At 72.5% G+C, this 16,771-nt stretch carries 15 protein-coding genes; 2 read left to right on the forward strand and 13 right to left on the reverse strand.

Annotated features, from left to right (window positions below):
- Positions 1-27: 27 nt before the first annotated feature.
- From VGW35_14085 to VGW35_14105, 5 genes are all read right to left on the reverse strand, one after another.
- Positions 28-1,107 carry a hypothetical protein gene (locus VGW35_14085; GenBank protein HEV8308787.1) on the reverse strand — a complete coding sequence of 360 codons (1,080 nt, stop codon included), beginning with the start codon at positions 1,105-1,107 and terminating at the stop codon, positions 28-30.
- A gap of 277 nt (positions 1,108-1,384) precedes the next feature.
- Positions 1,385-1,768 (reverse strand): hypothetical protein, encoded by a 384-nt coding sequence (locus VGW35_14090; GenBank protein HEV8308788.1) that lies wholly within the window; start codon positions 1,766-1,768, stop codon positions 1,385-1,387.
- Positions 1,769-1,783: 15 nt separating this feature from the next.
- Positions 1,784-3,544 (reverse strand): hypothetical protein, encoded by a 1,761-nt coding sequence (locus VGW35_14095; protein ID HEV8308789.1) that lies wholly within the window; start codon positions 3,542-3,544, stop codon positions 1,784-1,786.
- A gap of 5 nt (positions 3,545-3,549) precedes the next feature.
- Entirely contained in the window at positions 3,550-4,176 is a 627-nt protein-coding gene (locus tag VGW35_14100) for a DUF1326 domain-containing protein (protein HEV8308790.1), read from the reverse strand.
- Positions 4,177-4,327: 151 nt separating this feature from the next.
- Positions 4,328-5,416, reverse strand: a complete 1,089-nt coding sequence (locus VGW35_14105) for a hypothetical protein (protein HEV8308791.1) — start codon at positions 5,414-5,416, stop codon at positions 4,328-4,330.
- A gap of 285 nt (positions 5,417-5,701) precedes the next feature.
- Between VGW35_14105 and VGW35_14110 the strand changes: the two genes are divergently transcribed.
- Positions 5,702-7,813: a glycosyltransferase family 39 protein gene (locus VGW35_14110; protein ID HEV8308792.1), complete on the forward strand. Its 2,112-nt coding sequence runs from the start codon at positions 5,702-5,704 to the stop codon at positions 7,811-7,813.
- On the opposite strand, the gene VGW35_14115 is transcribed toward VGW35_14110, so the two are convergent.
- From VGW35_14115 to VGW35_14150, 8 genes are all read right to left on the reverse strand, one after another.
- Positions 7,773-9,077, reverse strand: a complete 1,305-nt coding sequence (locus VGW35_14115) for a nucleotidyltransferase family protein (GenBank protein HEV8308793.1) — start codon at positions 9,075-9,077, stop codon at positions 7,773-7,775. The two genes, VGW35_14110 and VGW35_14115, sit on opposite strands and share 41 nt — an antisense overlap.
- On the reverse strand, positions 9,061-10,278 hold the full coding sequence (locus tag VGW35_14120; GenBank protein ID HEV8308794.1) for a glycosyltransferase family 4 protein: 1,218 nt from the start codon (positions 10,276-10,278) through the stop codon (positions 9,061-9,063). The genes VGW35_14115 and VGW35_14120 overlap by 17 nt, the downstream gene beginning before the upstream one ends.
- The gene (locus VGW35_14125; GenBank protein HEV8308795.1) at positions 10,278-10,637 is read right to left on the reverse strand and encodes a PqqD family peptide modification chaperone; all 360 of its coding nucleotides are present in this window, start codon (positions 10,635-10,637) and stop codon (positions 10,278-10,280) included. The genes VGW35_14120 and VGW35_14125 overlap by 1 nt, the downstream gene beginning before the upstream one ends.
- Positions 10,634-12,745 (reverse strand): glycosyltransferase, encoded by a 2,112-nt coding sequence (locus VGW35_14130; GenBank protein ID HEV8308796.1) that lies wholly within the window; start codon positions 12,743-12,745, stop codon positions 10,634-10,636. The genes VGW35_14125 and VGW35_14130 overlap by 4 nt, the downstream gene beginning before the upstream one ends.
- Positions 12,738-13,736, reverse strand: coding sequence for a hypothetical protein (locus tag VGW35_14135; protein HEV8308797.1), 999 nt, complete (start codon positions 13,734-13,736; stop codon positions 12,738-12,740). Before VGW35_14135 ends, VGW35_14130 begins: the two co-directional genes overlap by 8 nt.
- A gap of 70 nt (positions 13,737-13,806) precedes the next feature.
- Positions 13,807-14,268, reverse strand: a complete 462-nt coding sequence (locus VGW35_14140; protein HEV8308798.1) for a S24/S26 family peptidase — start codon at positions 14,266-14,268, stop codon at positions 13,807-13,809.
- A 97-nt stretch (positions 14,269-14,365) separates the two neighbouring features.
- Positions 14,366-14,491 (reverse strand): hypothetical protein, encoded by a 126-nt coding sequence (locus tag VGW35_14145; protein HEV8308799.1) that lies wholly within the window; start codon positions 14,489-14,491, stop codon positions 14,366-14,368.
- A gap of 5 nt (positions 14,492-14,496) precedes the next feature.
- Positions 14,497-14,766, reverse strand: coding sequence for a PqqD family protein (locus tag VGW35_14150; protein ID HEV8308800.1), 270 nt, complete (start codon positions 14,764-14,766; stop codon positions 14,497-14,499).
- A gap of 178 nt (positions 14,767-14,944) precedes the next feature.
- Between VGW35_14150 and VGW35_14155 the strand changes: the two genes are divergently transcribed.
- Complete coding sequence (locus tag VGW35_14155) at positions 14,945-16,771, forward strand: DUF6541 family protein (GenBank protein ID HEV8308801.1); 1,827 nt, start codon at positions 14,945-14,947, stop codon at positions 16,769-16,771.

Raw genomic sequence — 16,771 nt, forward strand, 5'->3', positions numbered from 1 at the left:
GGAGGGCGGGGCCCCCCTGCGCCCTGATTACGGGGATGACGCCGTACTCGGGCTGTGCTGGGCGGTGAAGGTCGCGTGACAGACGAGGTCCGTCGTCATCGTGACGACCCCGTCCGCGCAGTCCGGGCGTCCGACCCACCCGGTGAAGCGCGAGCCGGCCGCGGGAGTCGCTCTCAACCTGACGACGGCGCCCGTCGTGAAGGCAGCCCAGCAGCCGGGCCAGCAGTCGATGCCGGCCGGTGAGCTCACGATCCTTCCGGTTCCCGACCCGACCTTCGCCACGGTCAGAACCTTGCGGAACCCCGACGTGGCGGCTTCCTTCACGGCGCCGGCGAGAGTCCTGAACCACCCCCCGTCCAGCCCTCGACCGACGAAGGGCGGATCGGATTTCGTCCAGTCCCAGCCGAGGAACACGATCTTGCCCGAGCCATACGGGATGATGACGACCGACGCGTTGACGCCGTTGTCGTAGACGCTCAAGGCCCGGCGGGGCAGGCGGGCAAGCGGGAGAAGACCGGTGCTGTCGTTCCCCGGCAGCGAAGCGGGGCCGCTCGCGAACCGCGTGAAGGCCGCGGTCGCCCGCCGGGTCGTCGTGACCCCGGTGCCGTTGACCGCCCCGGCCCGGAAGCCGAAGACGACCGAGAAGAGATCGTCGACCTTCTGCTTGGCCTCCTGAGAGCTGTGGATGATCAACCCGTGACCCGAGGCCACGTAGTTCCGCCAGACGGCCGCGATGTCGGCCGAGATCTCACCGGGGAGGTAGCACCAGCTCTCCTGCTCGGGGATCAGAAAGAAGTCGGCGGTCGCCAGCGCCGCGCTGTACTCGGCGGCCGTGGCCAGGAGGGTCCCGGGCTGGTGGAAGCCGAAGCTGCAGGCCCCGGTCGAGTCGTAGGGCCCGGCGATCGTCCGGACCGTGAGCCCCAGCGCCTTCAGGGCCGCCTGGACGTTGTCGGACTCCTGCGAGCCCTCCTGATACCCGGTCTGCCCCGAGTCCACGTAGCGCGTGCTGTTGAAGACCAGGACGTTGACGGCGTCCGCGGTGCGCGCCGCACCGAGGACGGCCAGCACCAGCCCGATCCACGCGATTCCCTGTTGCGCAGGCGTCATGGGGGCTACTCCTCTCGCGGTGCCTGGCCGGTCGCCACCGTACCCGCCATCGGGCAGGCGGGGTCGTCCCGCGGTGGCCAGGAGCGCAGGACGCCACCCACCGGTGGCAGAGCAAGCGTTGTGCCATCGCCAAGCGCGCATGGATGGCCGTGGGGCTGGCCGGCGTGATGCGCGGTGTTGCGCGGCGCGCGCAATTGTTGCCGCACCCAGGGACCCCGGCGCCGTCGGAGGGTGAGACGTCCCCCCCCGCTCGGCAGGGGCGGCGGCAGAGCCGCCGTCAGCCGAGCGGGCTACCCGGTCGCGGCGCGGCGAGCCGACACCCTCGAGCTCTCACTTGATCGCCAGGGGGTTCACCGGCGTGCCGACGGCCCCGCTGATCGGGAGCGGCGGCGCCGCCGGGGCGCTTGATGGCGCCGGTGGTGAAGTCCGGGCCGGTGAGAATCATCCGGTGGATGGGGTTGAAGCGCCGCGGCTGGTTGATCTGGGGGCCCGTGTTGTCGAGCGGGATGGCCAGCGAGAACGTGACTCCGCAATTCACCATCCCCATGGCTCGGACGATCGTCTCGGGGCCGATGTAGTTCAGGGTCCCCAGCTCGTCGCCGGGCCCCCACTTGCCCCAGTTGCTGCACCTCCGGCCCGTCTCTCGCACGACGTCGGCCATGGATCGCGCGGGTTCCTACCGGTGCTGGCGGGAGGAGGGCGCCTTCGGGGGCGCCGCCGGCGGCCCCGGCGTCGGCGCCGGCGCTGGGACGGGCGTCACGGGCTGAATCCGATTGGCGAACAGGAAGCCCCAGACGAAGTCGGTCTGAAGCACCATGAGCGCCGGGGGCTGGTTGCTCCGGTGATACCAGTCCGGAACCGGGATCCCGTAGTTGCTCTGTCCGTACCCGACCTCGCTCAGCTCGTTGAGGAAGACCCCGAGGGCCGGCGGGATGGTGCCGTCGGCGGTGGTGCCGGCCCGAGCGTGGCAGCTGATGCACGACGACGTCTGGGCGAACCCGCCTTCGGTCACCGAGTTGCCGAGCCGGGTCGGGCGCCCCATCGAATCGGTGAACTGGACCTGCGAGCCCTTCAGGCGATAGCTCAGCCAGCCCCGGTCGTGGCGCGACGGCACCAGGATGCCGTCCGCTCCCGGGACCGCGTTCCGGGTGCCGATGGCCAGGGCGTCGAAGACGCGCCGCAAGGAATCCGAGATGGCTCCGCTGGGATAGGCCTGGCCCGTGTCGAAGACCCAGCTCGGCAGGAGCAGGCCGTCACAGCGCAGGCGGGGCGTGGTGAAGTTGGTGGCCTGGTTCGGCCCGACGGAGTCGGCCGTGCGGTAGCCGTGCGAGTCGTTGCACCCCGCGTAATCGCAGCGCCCGGGGTTGTCCACGTGCTCGAACGTCGCCCACGCCCAGTTGGGGGTGTCCTTGGACGAGATGTGCATGGCGACCAGCCAGTGTTCGCCGGGCTCCAGGATCGTGCCGTTGTCGTCGGTGACCGGGGACAGGAGGGTCATCTTGATGTACGGGCGGCCCGGGTCCTCCCGGATGCCGATCCGCTCGGCTCGCTCCCGGTTGAGCCAGTTGGTCTTGAGCATGATGGCCGAGACTGGAAGGTCGATCTCCGCGAGCGCGCCGGCCGTGTTCTTCAGCCGGTACGGCGCGCCGTGTTCCCTGGCGTCCAGGTTCCCGCGGTTCCGGTTGAAGACCGCGATCAGGCCCTCCTGGTTGTAGAGGTCGTGCCGGAAGATGTAGTCGAACATGGCCTTGTTGCGGAACACGAGCTCCGCCATCGACTGGCGGATCCGCCGGCCGGGATCCGGCTCGGCCAGCCGGGCGCGCACCGACGCCTCTCGGCCGAAGCCGGGCAGGTGGGCCTTGAACGGATCGAGGCCGACATGGAGCGGCATTCCGGCCGTCGATGCGTGTCGTCCGGGATGGTCCCCCGGAAAATACGGACAGTATTTCGCCGGGTACCGCGGATCGTCGTAGCCCGGATTGTCCCGGCGATCGGGATGGCAGCACGCCGCCGGATCGGCACCGGGCGTGCCACAGAGCGGCAGCGGATTGGTGGGCCGGCAATCAGGATCGTCGCGGGAGCAGACCTGGTTGGCCGGCCACGTATACTGGTCGGCCGCCCAGCCCTTCCAGAACTCCTGGCTCACGGCGTCGGCGAACAGCTTCCAGGCGAACATGTCCGGACAGGTCATCGCCGGATTGGTGATCGCGGACGCACAGACGATCCGCCCGTCGCTGACGCTCATGCCGCACTCGGCGGCGTCCTGGGGCTTGCTCATGAAGTACATGGCGTACTTGATCTTGTTCGGCACGTCGCTGCACGGCGCCGGCGATGACGCCGTCTGGGGGAGCCCCGGCTGCGCGAGGAGGTCGATGGCGAGGAGCAAGCCGAGGGAGGCGACGCCGATGGGCCATGTCCGGGATCCGCGAGGCACCATGGTGGCTACCTGTTCGACCACCTGAACTGGTAGTAGATCCAGTTGCTCTTGTCGGCCGCCACCGACAGGCCCTCGGCGGCGGCCTGGAAGGACCCCTGACCGCACTCGCCCTTCTTCCAGATGAAGCCCTTCGGGAGATGGACGTCCGCCAGGTGCTCGGCCCCGGTCACGGGATTCTTGAAGGTGTCGCCCCGGCCCTCGCCCACGCCCTCAGCCCGGAAGGTGCTCTTGCGTCCCTTGCCGGTGATCGTGATCTTGGCCTTCACGAGCCCCACCACCTGGTAGGTCGGACCCAGGACCTCGAACGGCATGCCGCCGAGCGTGCCGGTGAAGATCTCCCTCAGGGCCGCCACCTGCTTGTCCCGGGTCGCCGCGTCCACGATGAACACGGCCTTGCCGTTCCCCTCGTGAATGGCCTTCGGCCAGGCGTAGATGCCGGCGTACTTCACCCCCGAGAGATTCACCTCGCCGCACGCGCCCTCGGCGATGCGTGCCCCGACGAACGCCCGACAGCTCCCGTCCTCGGAGTTCGGAAACCCGCCGAAGTTGCACCCGCAGCCAAAGTCGCAATTGCAGAACTCGTAGCCCTCACCCTTCAACGACCAACGGGTGACCGGTTGCTTTGTCGCCATACGCTTCCTCCCTCATGGGTCCGGCATGTCGGTCGCTCCGGCGCAGCGCGAGACGCTGCCTGCCGGGCCTGGTCGGCCGCGGGCCACATGATAGCAAAGGGGGGCGCACCGGGACAGGGTCGCCGGGGCCGGTGGCGGGCAGGGCGGGTCGTTATCCGGAACGGGGACGGCGGCGGGGCGGCGCCGGGCTCAGCTGGCGAAGCACGACGTCGATGTCGTCTCGGCCCTTCCGGTCTCGAAGGGCCGCCTCGTACCGCTGGCGCTGCTCGCGAAGCGCCCCGAGGGCGGCCTCGTGCGCTCGGCGCAGCTCGGCGTGCTGGGCGACGAGCTGGCGGAGCCGCTCCGTCGTCTCGGCATGACGCGGACCGAGATCCTGGAGAGCCCCCGCCGCCGCGTCCCCCTCCCGTCGAAGCGCCTCGTGCGCGACCTGGAGGTCGGTCAGGGCCCGGGCCATCTCCGCGTGACGCGCCTCGAGGTCCCGCAGCGCCCGGGCGGCCGCGTCGCGCTCGCGCCGAAGGCCGTCGCGCTCCGCCAGAAGCTCGGCCACCGGCGTCGTGGCACCGTCCGGGGCGGCCTCCGGCACCGGGCTCGCCTCGTACACCCGGGCGAAGGCGCGCCGGAACGCGGCATCGGTCGACGCGACCACGTCGATCCGGCACCCGGTCGCCGACTCCAGCCAGTGCACGACCTCGAGATCGCCCGGGTCGTCCATGGCCACGGCGATCCGGTCCTCCGTCCGCTCGAGGGGGACGACCCGGTGCTGCGTGGCCCAGTCCTTGGTGACGAGCTGCGAGAGGCCCGGATCGATGACCGCGGTGTCCAGGTCGACGAAGCGGGCGCCGAGCTGCCGGCAGAGAGCCTGCTTCATCTGCCGCTCGGTCAGGAGGTTGAGCTTCAGCAGGACGTCGCCGAGCCGGAGATCGGTTTCCTTCTGGTGCTCGAGCGCCGCCGCGAGCTGCTCCTCGGTGATGGCGTTCGTCTCGACCAGGAGATCACCGAGGCGATACTTCTTGCGGTACTTGTCGAGGACGACGTTGAGCTCGCGCTGGGTGATGGCCTGCTGCTCAACCAGGATCTCCCCCAGCGGCCGAGGGACCTCCCCTGCCGTCTGACTCCGCAGCGCGTCCTCGAGCTGGAGGCTCGTGATCAGGCCTTCCTCGATCAGGAGGTCGCCGAGCAGCCGGCGGCGCGAAGGCGCCGCCCCGGGGGGACGGGCGGTCAAGGTCGGTGGGGAACTCATTCGGTCTCCGGTACAGTCGATTCAAGCAGGTTCCGGGCCAAGGCCGGGTCGGTCGAGTTTTCGGGGGGTTAGACCCCGCGGCCCGGCTGGGATCGGTCAGATCCGATCCGCGCCAGGAGCCGGATCGGCCCGTTTCTGGCCGGGCGAAGGCGCCTCGCGAGGGATGGAGGAAGGGCTTGTCTCGATGAGCCGGATGGCGTAAGAGAGGACAGCCGCGCCGCCGGGCGTCCTCCGCCCGCCGTCGCGAGACACGCGGATGCCCTCGAGTCCCAGGCGACGCCCGAGATGTCGCGCCAGACGGTGACGGACGCCGCGGCGCCGTCCCGCCGATCCCGGCTGGCATCGCGGGCCGTCCTCCCGCTCCTCGTCGCCGGAGGAGTGCTGCTGGCCCTGATCGCCGGCGGCAGCCGCTTCGGGGCCCTGCGGGCTAGCGGCGTCACCTACGCTCGCTTCGTCGAAGACTTCGATGATGGGGTGCTGCCGAAAGCCCCCCACCTGGTCGCGTCGGCGGGCTTCAGTGCATGCCGCTGGGGACTCTGTCTCGCCCCCGGCGCGTCCGGCCGCCTGGTGCTCGATTATCCGCTGCCCCCCCGGCCGCAGGTCGTCCTGCGGCTCTGGCATTACGCCGCGCTCCCGCGGATCACCAATCGGCTCGCGGTGTCTCTGGACGAGGGCCGCACGTGGAACGAGGTGTCTCGCGGGCGGCACCTGCAGGCTACCGTGGTGGACCTCGACGCGCTCCTGGCGGGCTCTTCCGCCTCCCGACTGTGGCTCGAGCTCGGCGGAACCAACGGCAGCGACCACGAGGCGCTGCTCCTCGATCGGATGGATCTCGTCGTCAGCAACGCGCCGCGACCCTCTGACCTCCCCTACCTGTCGGCCCTCTTTCGCCTCGCCCTGGTGCCGCTGTGCCTGGCGGTGAGCCTGGCGCCGTGGCTGGGGCCGGGGCGGGCGGGACTGGTGGGTCTCCTGGTGGCGTCCGGAGTCGCCGGCGCGTCGACCTGGCTTCCCGGCGGGCTGTGGATCCTCGGCCGGTCCACCTGGGCGGTGCTGGCGGCCGCTCTCGCCCTCGCCGCCGGGCACGCGGCCCTGCACCGCCACGCGCCCGCGGCCGGGAGGCCGGGCCTGCTGGCCGCCGTCCTGGTCGTGTCGTGGGCCCTGGCCCTCCGCTGGGGCGAGTTCCTGATCGCGTACCGGTTCCCGATCATGGACGATGCGCTCGGCTATCTCAACTTCATGCGCCGGTTTGCCTGGGGTTCCCCGACGAGCGGCTTCTACTCCTACGGGTTCGGTCCCCGCGAGCCGATGTTCCTCTCCCTCGGCGCGACCTTCTTCGCGCTGGTTGGAGCCTCGGATCTCGCGCTCCGCCTGCTGACGCTCCTCCTGTCGGTGACCGCGGTCTGGCTCACCTACGCCCTCGGCCGGCGCGTGTTCGAGTCGGCGCTCGTCGGCCTGCTGGGCGCCTGGCTGGTCGCCGGCAGCTCGTATCTGCTCTTCGAGGCCGTCCGCGGCTTCCGGGGGGACCTCGAGACCTGCCTCGTGCTGCTGCTGGCGTGGAGCGCGTGGCAATCGGTCGGCCCGCTGGCGTGGGGCCGGCTCCTCCTCGCGGGGCTGCTGGCCGGGGCGCTGTGCCTGACGCGCTTGCCGTATTTCCCTGGCGCGCTCGTCCTCCTCGCCTGGGCGGCCTGGCGGGGCGCCGGCTGGCGCCGGGGATGGCCGCGGGGGGCCGCCGCGGCGGCGGTGATGCTCCTCCTGGTGAGCCCGTTCCTCGCCGCGGCCACGGTCCGGGAGGGCCGGCCGTTCGCGACGAACCGGGCCCACTTCCGGGGATTCCTCACCAAGGCCCGGGCGGCCCTCGACCTCGAGCCGGCTCCCGCCGCGAAGGCCGAGACGATGCCTCAGCTGGCCACCGAGGCCTGGACCGTCTTCGGCAAGGCGGGCGGTGTCCAGGTGATCGCCGAGGGCTACCGCCTCGCCCTGCGGGACGTCGCCGTCCTCGGCGCTCGTCGCGGATACTGGGTGGCGCTGGCCGGCCTGGGACTGCTCGCGCTGACTCGCCGGCGCTTCTTCGTCGGCATGCTGCTCCTGAGCATCTCGCACGTGGCGCCGTTCTACGCGGTGGCGAGCAAGCCGATCCCCGACCAGGTCGCCTTCGCGACGAGCCCGGACGTCTACCATGGCTTCTACGGCGGTGGGCTCTTCGGCTTCGGCATCCACGACCGCTTCCGGACCCTGGCCCAGGGCGCCCCTTTCGCCGCGCTGGCGGCGGGATGGCTGGGTGTCGCGGCGGCGCGGAGGCTGGGGCGAGCGATTCAGCTCAGACGCCGGCGCCGGGCGCCCGAGGACGCCTGGCCGGCTATGGCGTCTCCGCCGTCGCCCTCGGCATCCGCGCCTTGAGGAGCCACCACCCGAGGGCGAGCGCGATGCGCCCGCCGTGCACGAACGCGTTCGCCACATGGAAGAGGTAGAACACGACCTGCCATGGGCGGTGGACGTGGTATCGTCGGCGGACGACGTCCGCCGGCGGCAAGACGTACTCCCAGACGTCCAGCAGGCGGATCAAGCGGAACTGCACCGCCTGGCGGGTCGGCAACACCCTCGAGCGGAAAAACCCCCGCGAGCCGCTGTCCGGGTCACCGTCACGGTCCATCCCCGATGCGAGCCAGCGGAACACTCCGCGCTTGACCAGCGACAACCGGGGCGGTCCCAGCCACTCGAGAACCCGAGGCTCCACGACGGGTCCGTAGAGCGCGTTCAGCAGGGCGAGGCTCGTGCCGATGGCGCCGCTCGTCCCCGCCCGCTTCCCCCGGTCGACGAGCGCGGCCCAGTCGATCCGGTCGCCGGACGCGGTGATCGCCTCGTAGAGGTCGGTGAACCAGATCAGCCGGTTCTCGCTCGACGGATCGAAGACGAACCGGACGGCGTCTTCGCGCCCCACCACGGCTCGGTTCAGGTAGCCATGCATGTCCAGGTGCACGGCGAGATGGGAGATCAGGTCTTCCGGCGACAGGATCAGGGTCTCCTGCCCCGAGAGCGTGGCGGAGCACGCTCGCGCCCAGAGCCCGTCCAGGTCGGGGGTCTGCCCCGTGAACCGGTCGGTGAGGCTCCAGTGGAGCTCGACACAGAGTTGCACCGCGCCCTGCTTCACCATGGGCAGGTTGAAGTGGTACTGCCGGATGAAGCCCTCGGGCAGCAGCCCGGGCGGAAACCGGTAGCCCGCCGCGAAGAGCACATCGCGCGCCCGCTCGAGGTCGTCCTTCCGGATCAGCACGTCGAGGTCGCCGAAGGGCCGGAGGGTGGCGTCGTGGTACAGGAGCTGGGCCAGGCTCCCGCCCTTGAGGACGACCACGGGGAGGCCGCCGGCGCGAAAGCGGGCCAGGAGGTCCCCGAGGGCCCTCAGCAGGTGAAGGGTCTGATGCGCCCCTCTGAGATAGAGCTCGACGAGCCGGCGTCGGGCGCGCGTGGGGACGGCCTCGGCGAGCTCGGGCGCACCCAGGTGGCGGTGGAGGAGGGGGGCCACGCCGTGTCGCGCGGCGATCCGGATAATGCGGTCCCAGCGGAGCGGCGCCGCCAGGGCCTGCCCCAGCCGCGCAGCGGCCGGAGGCCCGAGCCGCTGCCGCGCGCAGCTCAGGACGAGCTGGCTCTCAGCCTCCGACAGCATGCCCCCAGTCCCTCGAGCCAGCCGCCCGCCGCCGCGCGCGTTCCCCCGGCGCGGGCCGCGGCCGGACCCGGCCGGCGCCGTCCCGATCGAGGGCGCCGAGATAGCGGGCGATGCGGACGGCGGCATCGCGCCAGCGGAACCGGGAGCGAACCACCCGCACTCCGGCGCGCGCCATGCGGGCCAAGCGCTCGGGGGGACACCCGTAGGCGGCCCGGAGGCTCTCGGCCAGGACGCCCACCTCGACCTCGCAGAAGTCGACTCCCTCGAGATCCTCGGTGAAGCCGAGCGTATTGAAGGCGAACCGCCCGCGCATCGGCAGGCGGATCCGCCGGGCCGGGATCCGGAACGCCGTGCGGCTCGAGCAGTAGTCCAGGGCCGGACCGAAGCGTGGCACGATGGGCGGCACCCCGCACGCCATCGCCTCCAGCACCGGCAGGCAGAAGCCCTCGGCGCGATACGGGAACACCGCCACGTCGCAGGCGCGGTAGAGCGCGGCCAGGTCCGGGGCGGGCAGGTAGTCGTCGATGTACAGGATGGCGGGCATGCGCGGGTCGGCGGCGAGCCGCTGGATCTCGGCGCGGAGCGACAGGCCCGAGTAGAAGACGTCGCCGGTGTGGTCCTTGATCACCAGGCAGACGTCGTCCTCGGGCCGGAAGGCCGTCCGGTACGCGGCCAGGAGCACATCGACCCCCTTTCGCACGATGGTGGCCCCCACGAAGATGAACCGGAAGCGCTTGGGGGTGGGCAGGCGCGCCACCCGGCCCGTCGGCCGGAAGAGGCGCTCGTCGACGCCGTGGGGAACCACCCGGACCCGGCGCGGATCGACGCCGCTGGCGATCGCCTGGCTCCGCACCCAGCGGCTGTGCACCCAGAGCTGGTCGTACTGGCCGCGGATCTTCTCGACCCAGGTGGGGGGAAAGGGGCCGAAGTCCCACGTCCGCACCGCGATGAGCTTCCCGCCCGGCGGCCGAGCGACCTCGCCGAAGCGCTCGGAGTAGTCGTGATGGATGATGTAGTCGGGAGGCGGCGATCCCGGCGCGATGGCCCTGGCCGCGTCGCGCACCTCGATCCCGGGCTGCCGGCCGAGCCACTGGCGCCACCGCGCGTTGACGAGCGCGTAGGCGGTCCGGCTGGCGCTCGCCCCGACCAGCGCCACGATCCGCCGGCGGTGGCGCCGCCGGGCGGCGGGGCCGGCCGCCATCAGGCGCCCGCGGGAGGCATTCGGCGGGCGATCCCGCGTGCCTCGAGCTGGGCGAGGAAGGCCGCCACGTCCGCCGCCGCCGCCGCGCGCGCGAGCCCGTATCGCGCGGCCACCCGATCGACGATGCGTCGCGCGGCCACGCCCTTCACCAGGAGCGCCCAGACCAGCTCGCCCGTTCCGTTGAGCGTGTAGAGGGTCTCGTCGCCCGGGGCCAGCAGGAGGCTCTGCCCCTCGATCCGCCGGAAGGCGACGCCGCCGGCGAGCTCGTACTCCCGGGAGCGCGCCGCGCCCGCCCCCGGCCGCCGCCCGTGCGGGACTCGTCGCGCGCCGGCGCCCCGTCCGCCCGGCCGCCCGGTCACCGGTAGCTCCCGACCCGCGCTCCGCGAACGTCCACCAGCGCCCCGACGGCCGCCTCGAACCCGTCCCAGGGGTGGCGCCGGGCCGTCTCGAGCGCGGCCTCCCCCATCGCCGCGAGCCGGCCCCGATCCTCACGCATGAACGCCAGACCCCGCTTCAGCGCCGCCACCGACCCGCTCTCGACGAGGTAGGCGTCGCCGAGGTGCGACAGGACCTCCGCGATCCCCGATCGGACCGAGACGATGGCGGGGGTCCCGCAGCCCATGCCCTCCGCGACCGACATCGAGAACCCGTCGCCCAGGGACGGCGCTACCTGGCAATCGGCCGCCTCGTAGAGCTGGAGGAGTCGCCCGTGCGGCAGGAGCCCGAGCAGCCGGATGCTCGGGTTCCGCACCAGCAGGCGGAGAAGCGCCGGGGACTCGACGACCTCGGGGCCGGCCACGCAGACGAGCTCGGCGCGCTGGAGCTTGAGCTCGTCCCACGCCTGGAGGAGCAGCCGGGCCCCCTTCCGGAACGGCTCGCGGGCGACGAACAGGAACCGGAAGGGATCCGGGTCCCGGCGAGCCCGCCTCCGGCGGGCGCCCATCCCCAGGGGGATGGTCACGAGCCGCTCCTCCGGGCACCCGCGGTCGGCGAAGGCCCGGCGGGCGACCTGGCTCCAGACGACCACGACATCGGCGAGCTCCCGCTCGCGCCGGTCCCGCCAGCGCCGCATCGGCCGCAGCAGGAGCTGCGCGCGCGGTCTCACCCCGCAGGCCGCCATCTCCCGATCGGTGATCTCGGCGGCGTCGTCGAACGGCAGGTCGCCCCGGAGGAGGACGAGGCGCACGCCGGGATTGAGCCGCCTCGCCTCGGCGAAGTGCTCCAGCGCATACCCCGACTGTCCGACCAGGACCTCGAGCGCGCCGGGCCAGGGGCCATGCGCCCGGTCCAGCGCGCGGTACCCGCGCCCGTAGGCCCGGAGTCGCCGGTCGACGTGCCAGGCGACCTTGCCCCACCCCGCGCGTCCCCGGGTCCAGTGCGCCCAGCCGACCCGTGCCCGGCGGGGCGGGCGGGCGAGCCGGTCCTGCCGGTCCCGCTTGGCGGCCAGCCCTTCCTCGAAGGCGCGGGCCAGGAGGGCGACCGTGCGCTCCCAGGTGAACCTCGCCACGCTCGCGCTCACCTGGAGCCGCCGCTCGGGCCCCGGGGGTCCGGCCTCGAACGCCGCCCGCATCAGCCGCCGGAGGTGCCGGCAGTCCGGCTCGAGGTGGGGGCGCCCGTTCGTCGTCTTCCGGGTGGCCCGGACGAAGTGCGCGTTTGCCTCCGTGCAGAAGTCGTCGGCGGCGCCGCCGGCCGTCACGATCACCGGTGTCCCGGCGGCCAGGCACTCCAGGATGGGCAGCCCGAATCCCTCCCCGCGGAACGGAAAGACCCCCACGTCGGCCGCGGTGTAGTACCCGGCCACCGAGCGCGCCACCTCGTGCACGTAGGTGAGCTCCGGACCGCCGGGCCGGGCGCCGTCCGCCAGGACCCGCTCGGTCCAGGGGCGGAGCCACTCGTAGCTGAAGGCCTTGATGACCAGCGCGACGTCGTCCGCGCCGGTGAACTCCTCCCGGAAGGCGCGCACCAGGATGTCGGTGCCCTTCCGCTCGAACGCGCCGCCCACGTAGACGAACGTGAACCGCTTCCGGCTCGGGAGGGCGGCCGGCCTCACATGGGGCGCGAACTCCGCGTGGTCGGCGCCCCACGGGCACACCGCGATCGGAATCGCGATCCCGCTCTCCTCACAGGCCCGGCGCGTAAAGCGGCTCGGGACCACCAGGAGGTCGAAGCAGGCATTGAGGCGCTTCACCAGCGCCCGGTCCTCGCGGACGAGTCGGAAGTACTCGTAGGCCAGGATGAAGACGTTGAAGGCGCCGGGAGCGTCGACCTGGTCGTACGGGTAGTCGTGCGCGATATAGATGTCGGGCTGATCGATGGCCGGCTCGTCGGCGGCGAGCTGATCGCCCGGCATCACGCCCACCCGGTAGCCGAGCGCGCGGAGCCCGGCGGCCAGGCGCAGGTTGATCAGGGAGAAGCTGCAGAACGTCTCGATCTTGCCGTGGAGCAGGACCGTCTTGGCCTCACCCATGGGTCGGCCCGTGGACGCCCTCGAGCAGTCCGGACAGGCGCGCCAGCTCGGACAGATCAGGGCTCAGCTCGAGGTCGAACACGTCCACCGCGTCCACGAGCCCGGCGAGGTAGCGCAGGTAGGCCGCGTAGTCCCGGGCGTCGACGAACCGGTGGCACCACGCGGTCTCCCGGACCAGGCTCAGCAGGGCCGCCTGCCGCGTCAGGGGCGTCACCGCCAGGCGGTGCCCGACACGGCTGAAGAGCAGTCGGTCCACCCGGTAGTCCCGGTGGGGCGCCGATCGGAACCGATCGGCGATGGGGAACTCCTTCTTCACGAGCCCGCCGTAGTCGACGGCCGGGACCGGCAGCGGCGCCGGGAAGAGGAAGCGCTCGGTGGCCGCGGTCACGCGGGCCGTCTCCTCGCAGCCGCTTGCGAGCACGCCGTCGGACGCCCGCGTCAGGAGGACGTGGTCGTCGGCGAGAACGGTGCCGCCGGCCCCGCCGAGCCACAGGCAGAGGGTGGACTTGCCGGCTCCCTTGTCGCCCACGAAGACGCTGACCGATTCGCGGAAGCAGACGGCCCCGGCATGCACGTACAGGCGGCCCAGGAGCAGAAGCAGCTTGTGGAGCGCGACCGTGAGGTGAAACGTCACGTAGGCGCGGACCTCGGGCGCTGGATTGACCACGATGACGATGCTCGGCGGCGTCTCGGCCGCGAAGAGGTAGGCGGCCAGCACGTTGCTCGCCATTTCCCAGACGGTGCCGGCCGCCCGGCACCGGAGCACCGGTGTCTCGAGCGTGGGCGCCGGAGCATCGCGGCCCGCCGGATCCCGGTACTGGAGGTCGATCGTCGCCTGGAGGGCCGGCCGCGCGCCGCCGGCCGGGCGGAAGCACCCCTTGAAGATGAGCCCCAGCGTCTCGCCGTAGGCGTGTGAATCCGCGTGGACCAGGGCGGTCCAGCTGCCGAGACGCAAGAGGCCGATCGGCGGCGTCCGCCGGGCGATCGCCATGTCCCGGAGCCCCGCCAGCTCGGGCGGAGGCGTGGAGGCTGGCGCCGCTCCGCCGAGAGCCGCCGGGCGATCAGGGGCCGTCCGGCGCTCCCCGGCCCCAGCCCAGGCCACAGCCGGCCAGGCCGTCACGCAGGCGGCGGACCGGGCGACGCAGCAGGGCCGCGGCGAGACGGCGCAGCCGGTACCGCCACACCATCACCCGGGCCCGGCTCCGCCACCGCCAGTCCTCGGGCGACACCGTCGCGCGTCCCCGCCGGCGCTGGACCACCCGCGCCAGCACGGCGGCCCGCGTGGCCTCGAAGCGCGCCCGAGGCCAGTTGTCGCCCACCAGGACCAGGCGATCCTCCCGCTTCTCGACGACGCGCCGGGTCGGGAACTTGTCGGCCTGCCGGTAGGTGACGATGTCGCCGACTCGGATCGCTTCCCAGCCGACCGGCTCCGCGGCGAGCTCGTCCCCGTCCTCCAGGAAGGGCCGCATGCTGTGGCCGTGGAAGAGGACCGGCGCGAGGCGTCGGGAGTGCTCGAGCTGCATCTCCCGGGCACGCAGCCGAATCGCCTCCGCCCTCAGGGGCGACTCCTCCCCGTCGGGGCCGGGCTCCCTCAGGGTGGGACTCCGTCCGGCCCGGAGCTCATTCGCCGCTGACGATCAGCCGCTCGAGCTTGTCGAACTTCACCAGCTTCGGAGGCTCGTACTTCTCCGGTTCGACGGTTGTCTTGCGGGACCCGCTCCCGGGCTCTTTCTCGCGTTTGGCCATTCGGCTCACCTCTCCAGGATGAGCTGCTCTTCCCTGAGTTGCTCCAGCACCCGCCGCACGTCCTCGCGGACCTCGGATTCCGGGCACCGGTAGCGCGTGGAAACCCTGGCCACGATCTGGTCGAGGCTGAGCTCATTCTCGACGAGCAGCGTCCAGATGAACGTCCCCGTCGCATTGAGGCCGTAGTAGAAGCTGGTGTCGACGTTGATGATGGCCGCCTCGCCGTCGACCACGCCCCAGACCGCCCTGTCCCGATTCACCGCGTAGGCCGGCAAGGCTCCCTCCCCTGTCGTCCCCCTGATGGCGTGCCCCGCGGCGACACGTGAGCGCACCGTGCCGCGCGAGACCGGGGGCATCCTATCTCAGAGCTTCGGCGAGTGTCAACGCAGATCGCGCAGTCGCAGATCGCGCAGTCGACAAGAGCGTCAGCCGCACGGTAGAGTACCTTGACACATGCTGGCTGCGCTGGCCGGCCTCGGCGTTCTCCTCGCGCTGCTGCTCTTCCCGGGCGTCTATCTGGTTCGACGACAGGAATGGGAGTCGGAGGACGCCTTCGAGATCCTCGCGACCGCGTTCCTGACCTCGGCGGCGTTCTGGGCCTGCGCGCTGTGGCTCCTGCCGGGCGGCTGGTTCTCGAGCGCGGCCAACGCCGTGGTGGCCCTGGGGGCCCTCGCGCTTCCCCTCCTTCGAGGCCGGCTGGCGGCCGTCGCCGGCCGGCGGCCGCGCGACACGGCGGTCCTGCTCGGACTGCTCGCGGTGTGTCTCGTCGCGCGGGCCCTGCTGGTGGTCTCGCGGCCGCCGCCGTCGGGCGGCGACCTGACGAAACACGCGTACATGGCCGAGCTCATCCTGCTGGCCGACGGCCTCCCGTCCTCCCACGAGCCGCTGCTCCCGATCTCGAGCTTCGGCCAGTACTCGCCCGGTCTGCATGCGCTGGCGGCCCTCGTCCGCGCGGGCTCCGGTCTGCCGCCGGACGCCGCGGCCCTGCTCGTCGGGGGGGTGAGTCTCGTGCTGGTCGCGCTCGCCCTGGACCGCGTGGTGGGGGGCCTGGCGCCCGACGTGCCGCGGCTCGCCCGCGGGCTCGGCGCGCTGCTGCTGCTGCTCTTCGCCCGGAACCCCCAGGGCTACGTCGCCTGGGGCGGCCACCCGACCACACTGGCGACGGCGCTGGCCTTCTTCGTCGCGGCCGAGATGCCGGCCCTGGTCGGGCCGCGCGACGCGATCCGCGCGGCGCGGCTGGGAATGGTCGCGGCCGGCGTCGCCCTCACGCATCTGATTCCGGTCGTGACGGCCGCCTACGTGCTCCCGGTACTGGCCGCCTGGCATCTGGCGCGGGCACGGCCCGTGCTGCGCCCGGCGGTGGCCAACGCCGCCGTGGCCGGGCTGGTCGGGCTCGGGCTCATGCTCCCGTATGCGGTGCTGGCCGCTCGCACGCCGAGACCGGACGTGCTCGACTGGGCGCGGGCGTGGATCCGGGGGGAGATGGACCAGGGGGGCTTTCTCGCGATGCTGCCGCTGGGCCCGTCGCGGCGATACTACGCGGCCTTTCCGTTCTGCGTGTACGTCTTCGTCGGCCTGGGGCCGATCCTCGTCACGACGGCCTGGATCGTCCAGGCCGTGCGGCGGCGCCGGGCGGCCGCGGTGCCCGCGCTCCTCGTGATCGGCGCGGTGGCCGTCCTCCATCTGGCGCCCATCGGGGAGTTCCTGCCCCTGTGGCGGGTGCTCTATCCGAGCCGCACCGCGCTGTTCCTGCTGGTCCCGGCGGCGCTGGCCGGGGCGCACCTGCTGGCGGGGTTGGCGGCCCGACCGCGACTGGCGTGGGGCGCGGCCGCGGTGCTCGGGGCGGCGGCGCTGGTCCAGGGCATCCCGCCGCCGTCGGGCGCCGGGTCCGGCGACGCGGGGCTCGGCTGGAGCGCGTTCTGGCACACGTACCGCGACCGGACGCATCACGCCGTCGGCCCCGACGATCTGGCCGTCATCGAGTGGATCCGGGATCACACGCCGCCGGCCGCGGTGATCGGAACCAACGGGCACGATGGGGGGCCGCTCATCCCCGCGCTGGCCCACCGGAAGGTCACGCGCCCGCACTACCCGTTCTTCTGGTACCGCCCGGAGTTCGAGGCGTGGCTCTCGCAGGCGCGACCGGATTACATCTTCGTGGGCACCCGCCCGACCAACCGGAGCCGCCCGGAGTTCACCGCCACCGATCTCGATCGCCGCGCCGACGTCACCCTGGTCGTCGCCCGGGGCGCGGCGCGGCTTTACCGCGTGCACCGCTAG

Source organism: Candidatus Methylomirabilota bacterium, assembly GCA_036005065.1.
In the GTDB taxonomy this organism is placed as follows: domain Bacteria; phylum Methylomirabilota; class Methylomirabilia; order Rokubacteriales; family DASRDR01; genus DASYQW01.

Bases quoted from the DNA above. Each gene is read 5' to 3' on its own strand.
- VGW35_14085 (HEV8308787.1), bottom strand. From the start codon at position 1,107: ATGACGCCTGCGCAACAGGGAATCGCGTGGATCGGGCTGGTGCTGGCC.
- VGW35_14090 (HEV8308788.1), bottom strand. From the start codon at position 1,768: ATGGCCGACGTCGTGCGAGAGACGGGCCGGAGGTGCAGCAACTGGGGC.
- VGW35_14095 (HEV8308789.1), bottom strand. From the start codon at position 3,544: ATGGTGCCTCGCGGATCCCGGACATGGCCCATCGGCGTCGCCTCCCTC.
- VGW35_14100 (HEV8308790.1), bottom strand. From the start codon at position 4,176: ATGGCGACAAAGCAACCGGTCACCCGTTGGTCGTTGAAGGGTGAGGGC.
- VGW35_14105 (HEV8308791.1), bottom strand. From the start codon at position 5,416: ATGAGTTCCCCACCGACCTTGACCGCCCGTCCCCCCGGGGCGGCGCCT.
- VGW35_14110 (HEV8308792.1), top strand. From the start codon at position 5,702: ATGTCGCGCCAGACGGTGACGGACGCCGCGGCGCCGTCCCGCCGATCC.
- VGW35_14115 (HEV8308793.1), bottom strand. From the start codon at position 9,077: ATGCTGTCGGAGGCTGAGAGCCAGCTCGTCCTGAGCTGCGCGCGGCAG.
- VGW35_14120 (HEV8308794.1), bottom strand. From the start codon at position 10,278: ATGGCGGCCGGCCCCGCCGCCCGGCGGCGCCACCGCCGGCGGATCGTG.
- VGW35_14130 (HEV8308796.1), bottom strand. From the start codon at position 12,745: ATGGGTGAGGCCAAGACGGTCCTGCTCCACGGCAAGATCGAGACGTTC.
- VGW35_14135 (HEV8308797.1), bottom strand. From the start codon at position 13,736: ATGGCGATCGCCCGGCGGACGCCGCCGATCGGCCTCTTGCGTCTCGGC.
- VGW35_14140 (HEV8308798.1), bottom strand. From the start codon at position 14,268: ATGCAGCTCGAGCACTCCCGACGCCTCGCGCCGGTCCTCTTCCACGGC.
- VGW35_14145 (HEV8308799.1), bottom strand. From the start codon at position 14,491: ATGGCCAAACGCGAGAAAGAGCCCGGGAGCGGGTCCCGCAAGACAACC.
- VGW35_14155 (HEV8308801.1), top strand. From the start codon at position 14,945: ATGCTGGCTGCGCTGGCCGGCCTCGGCGTTCTCCTCGCGCTGCTGCTC.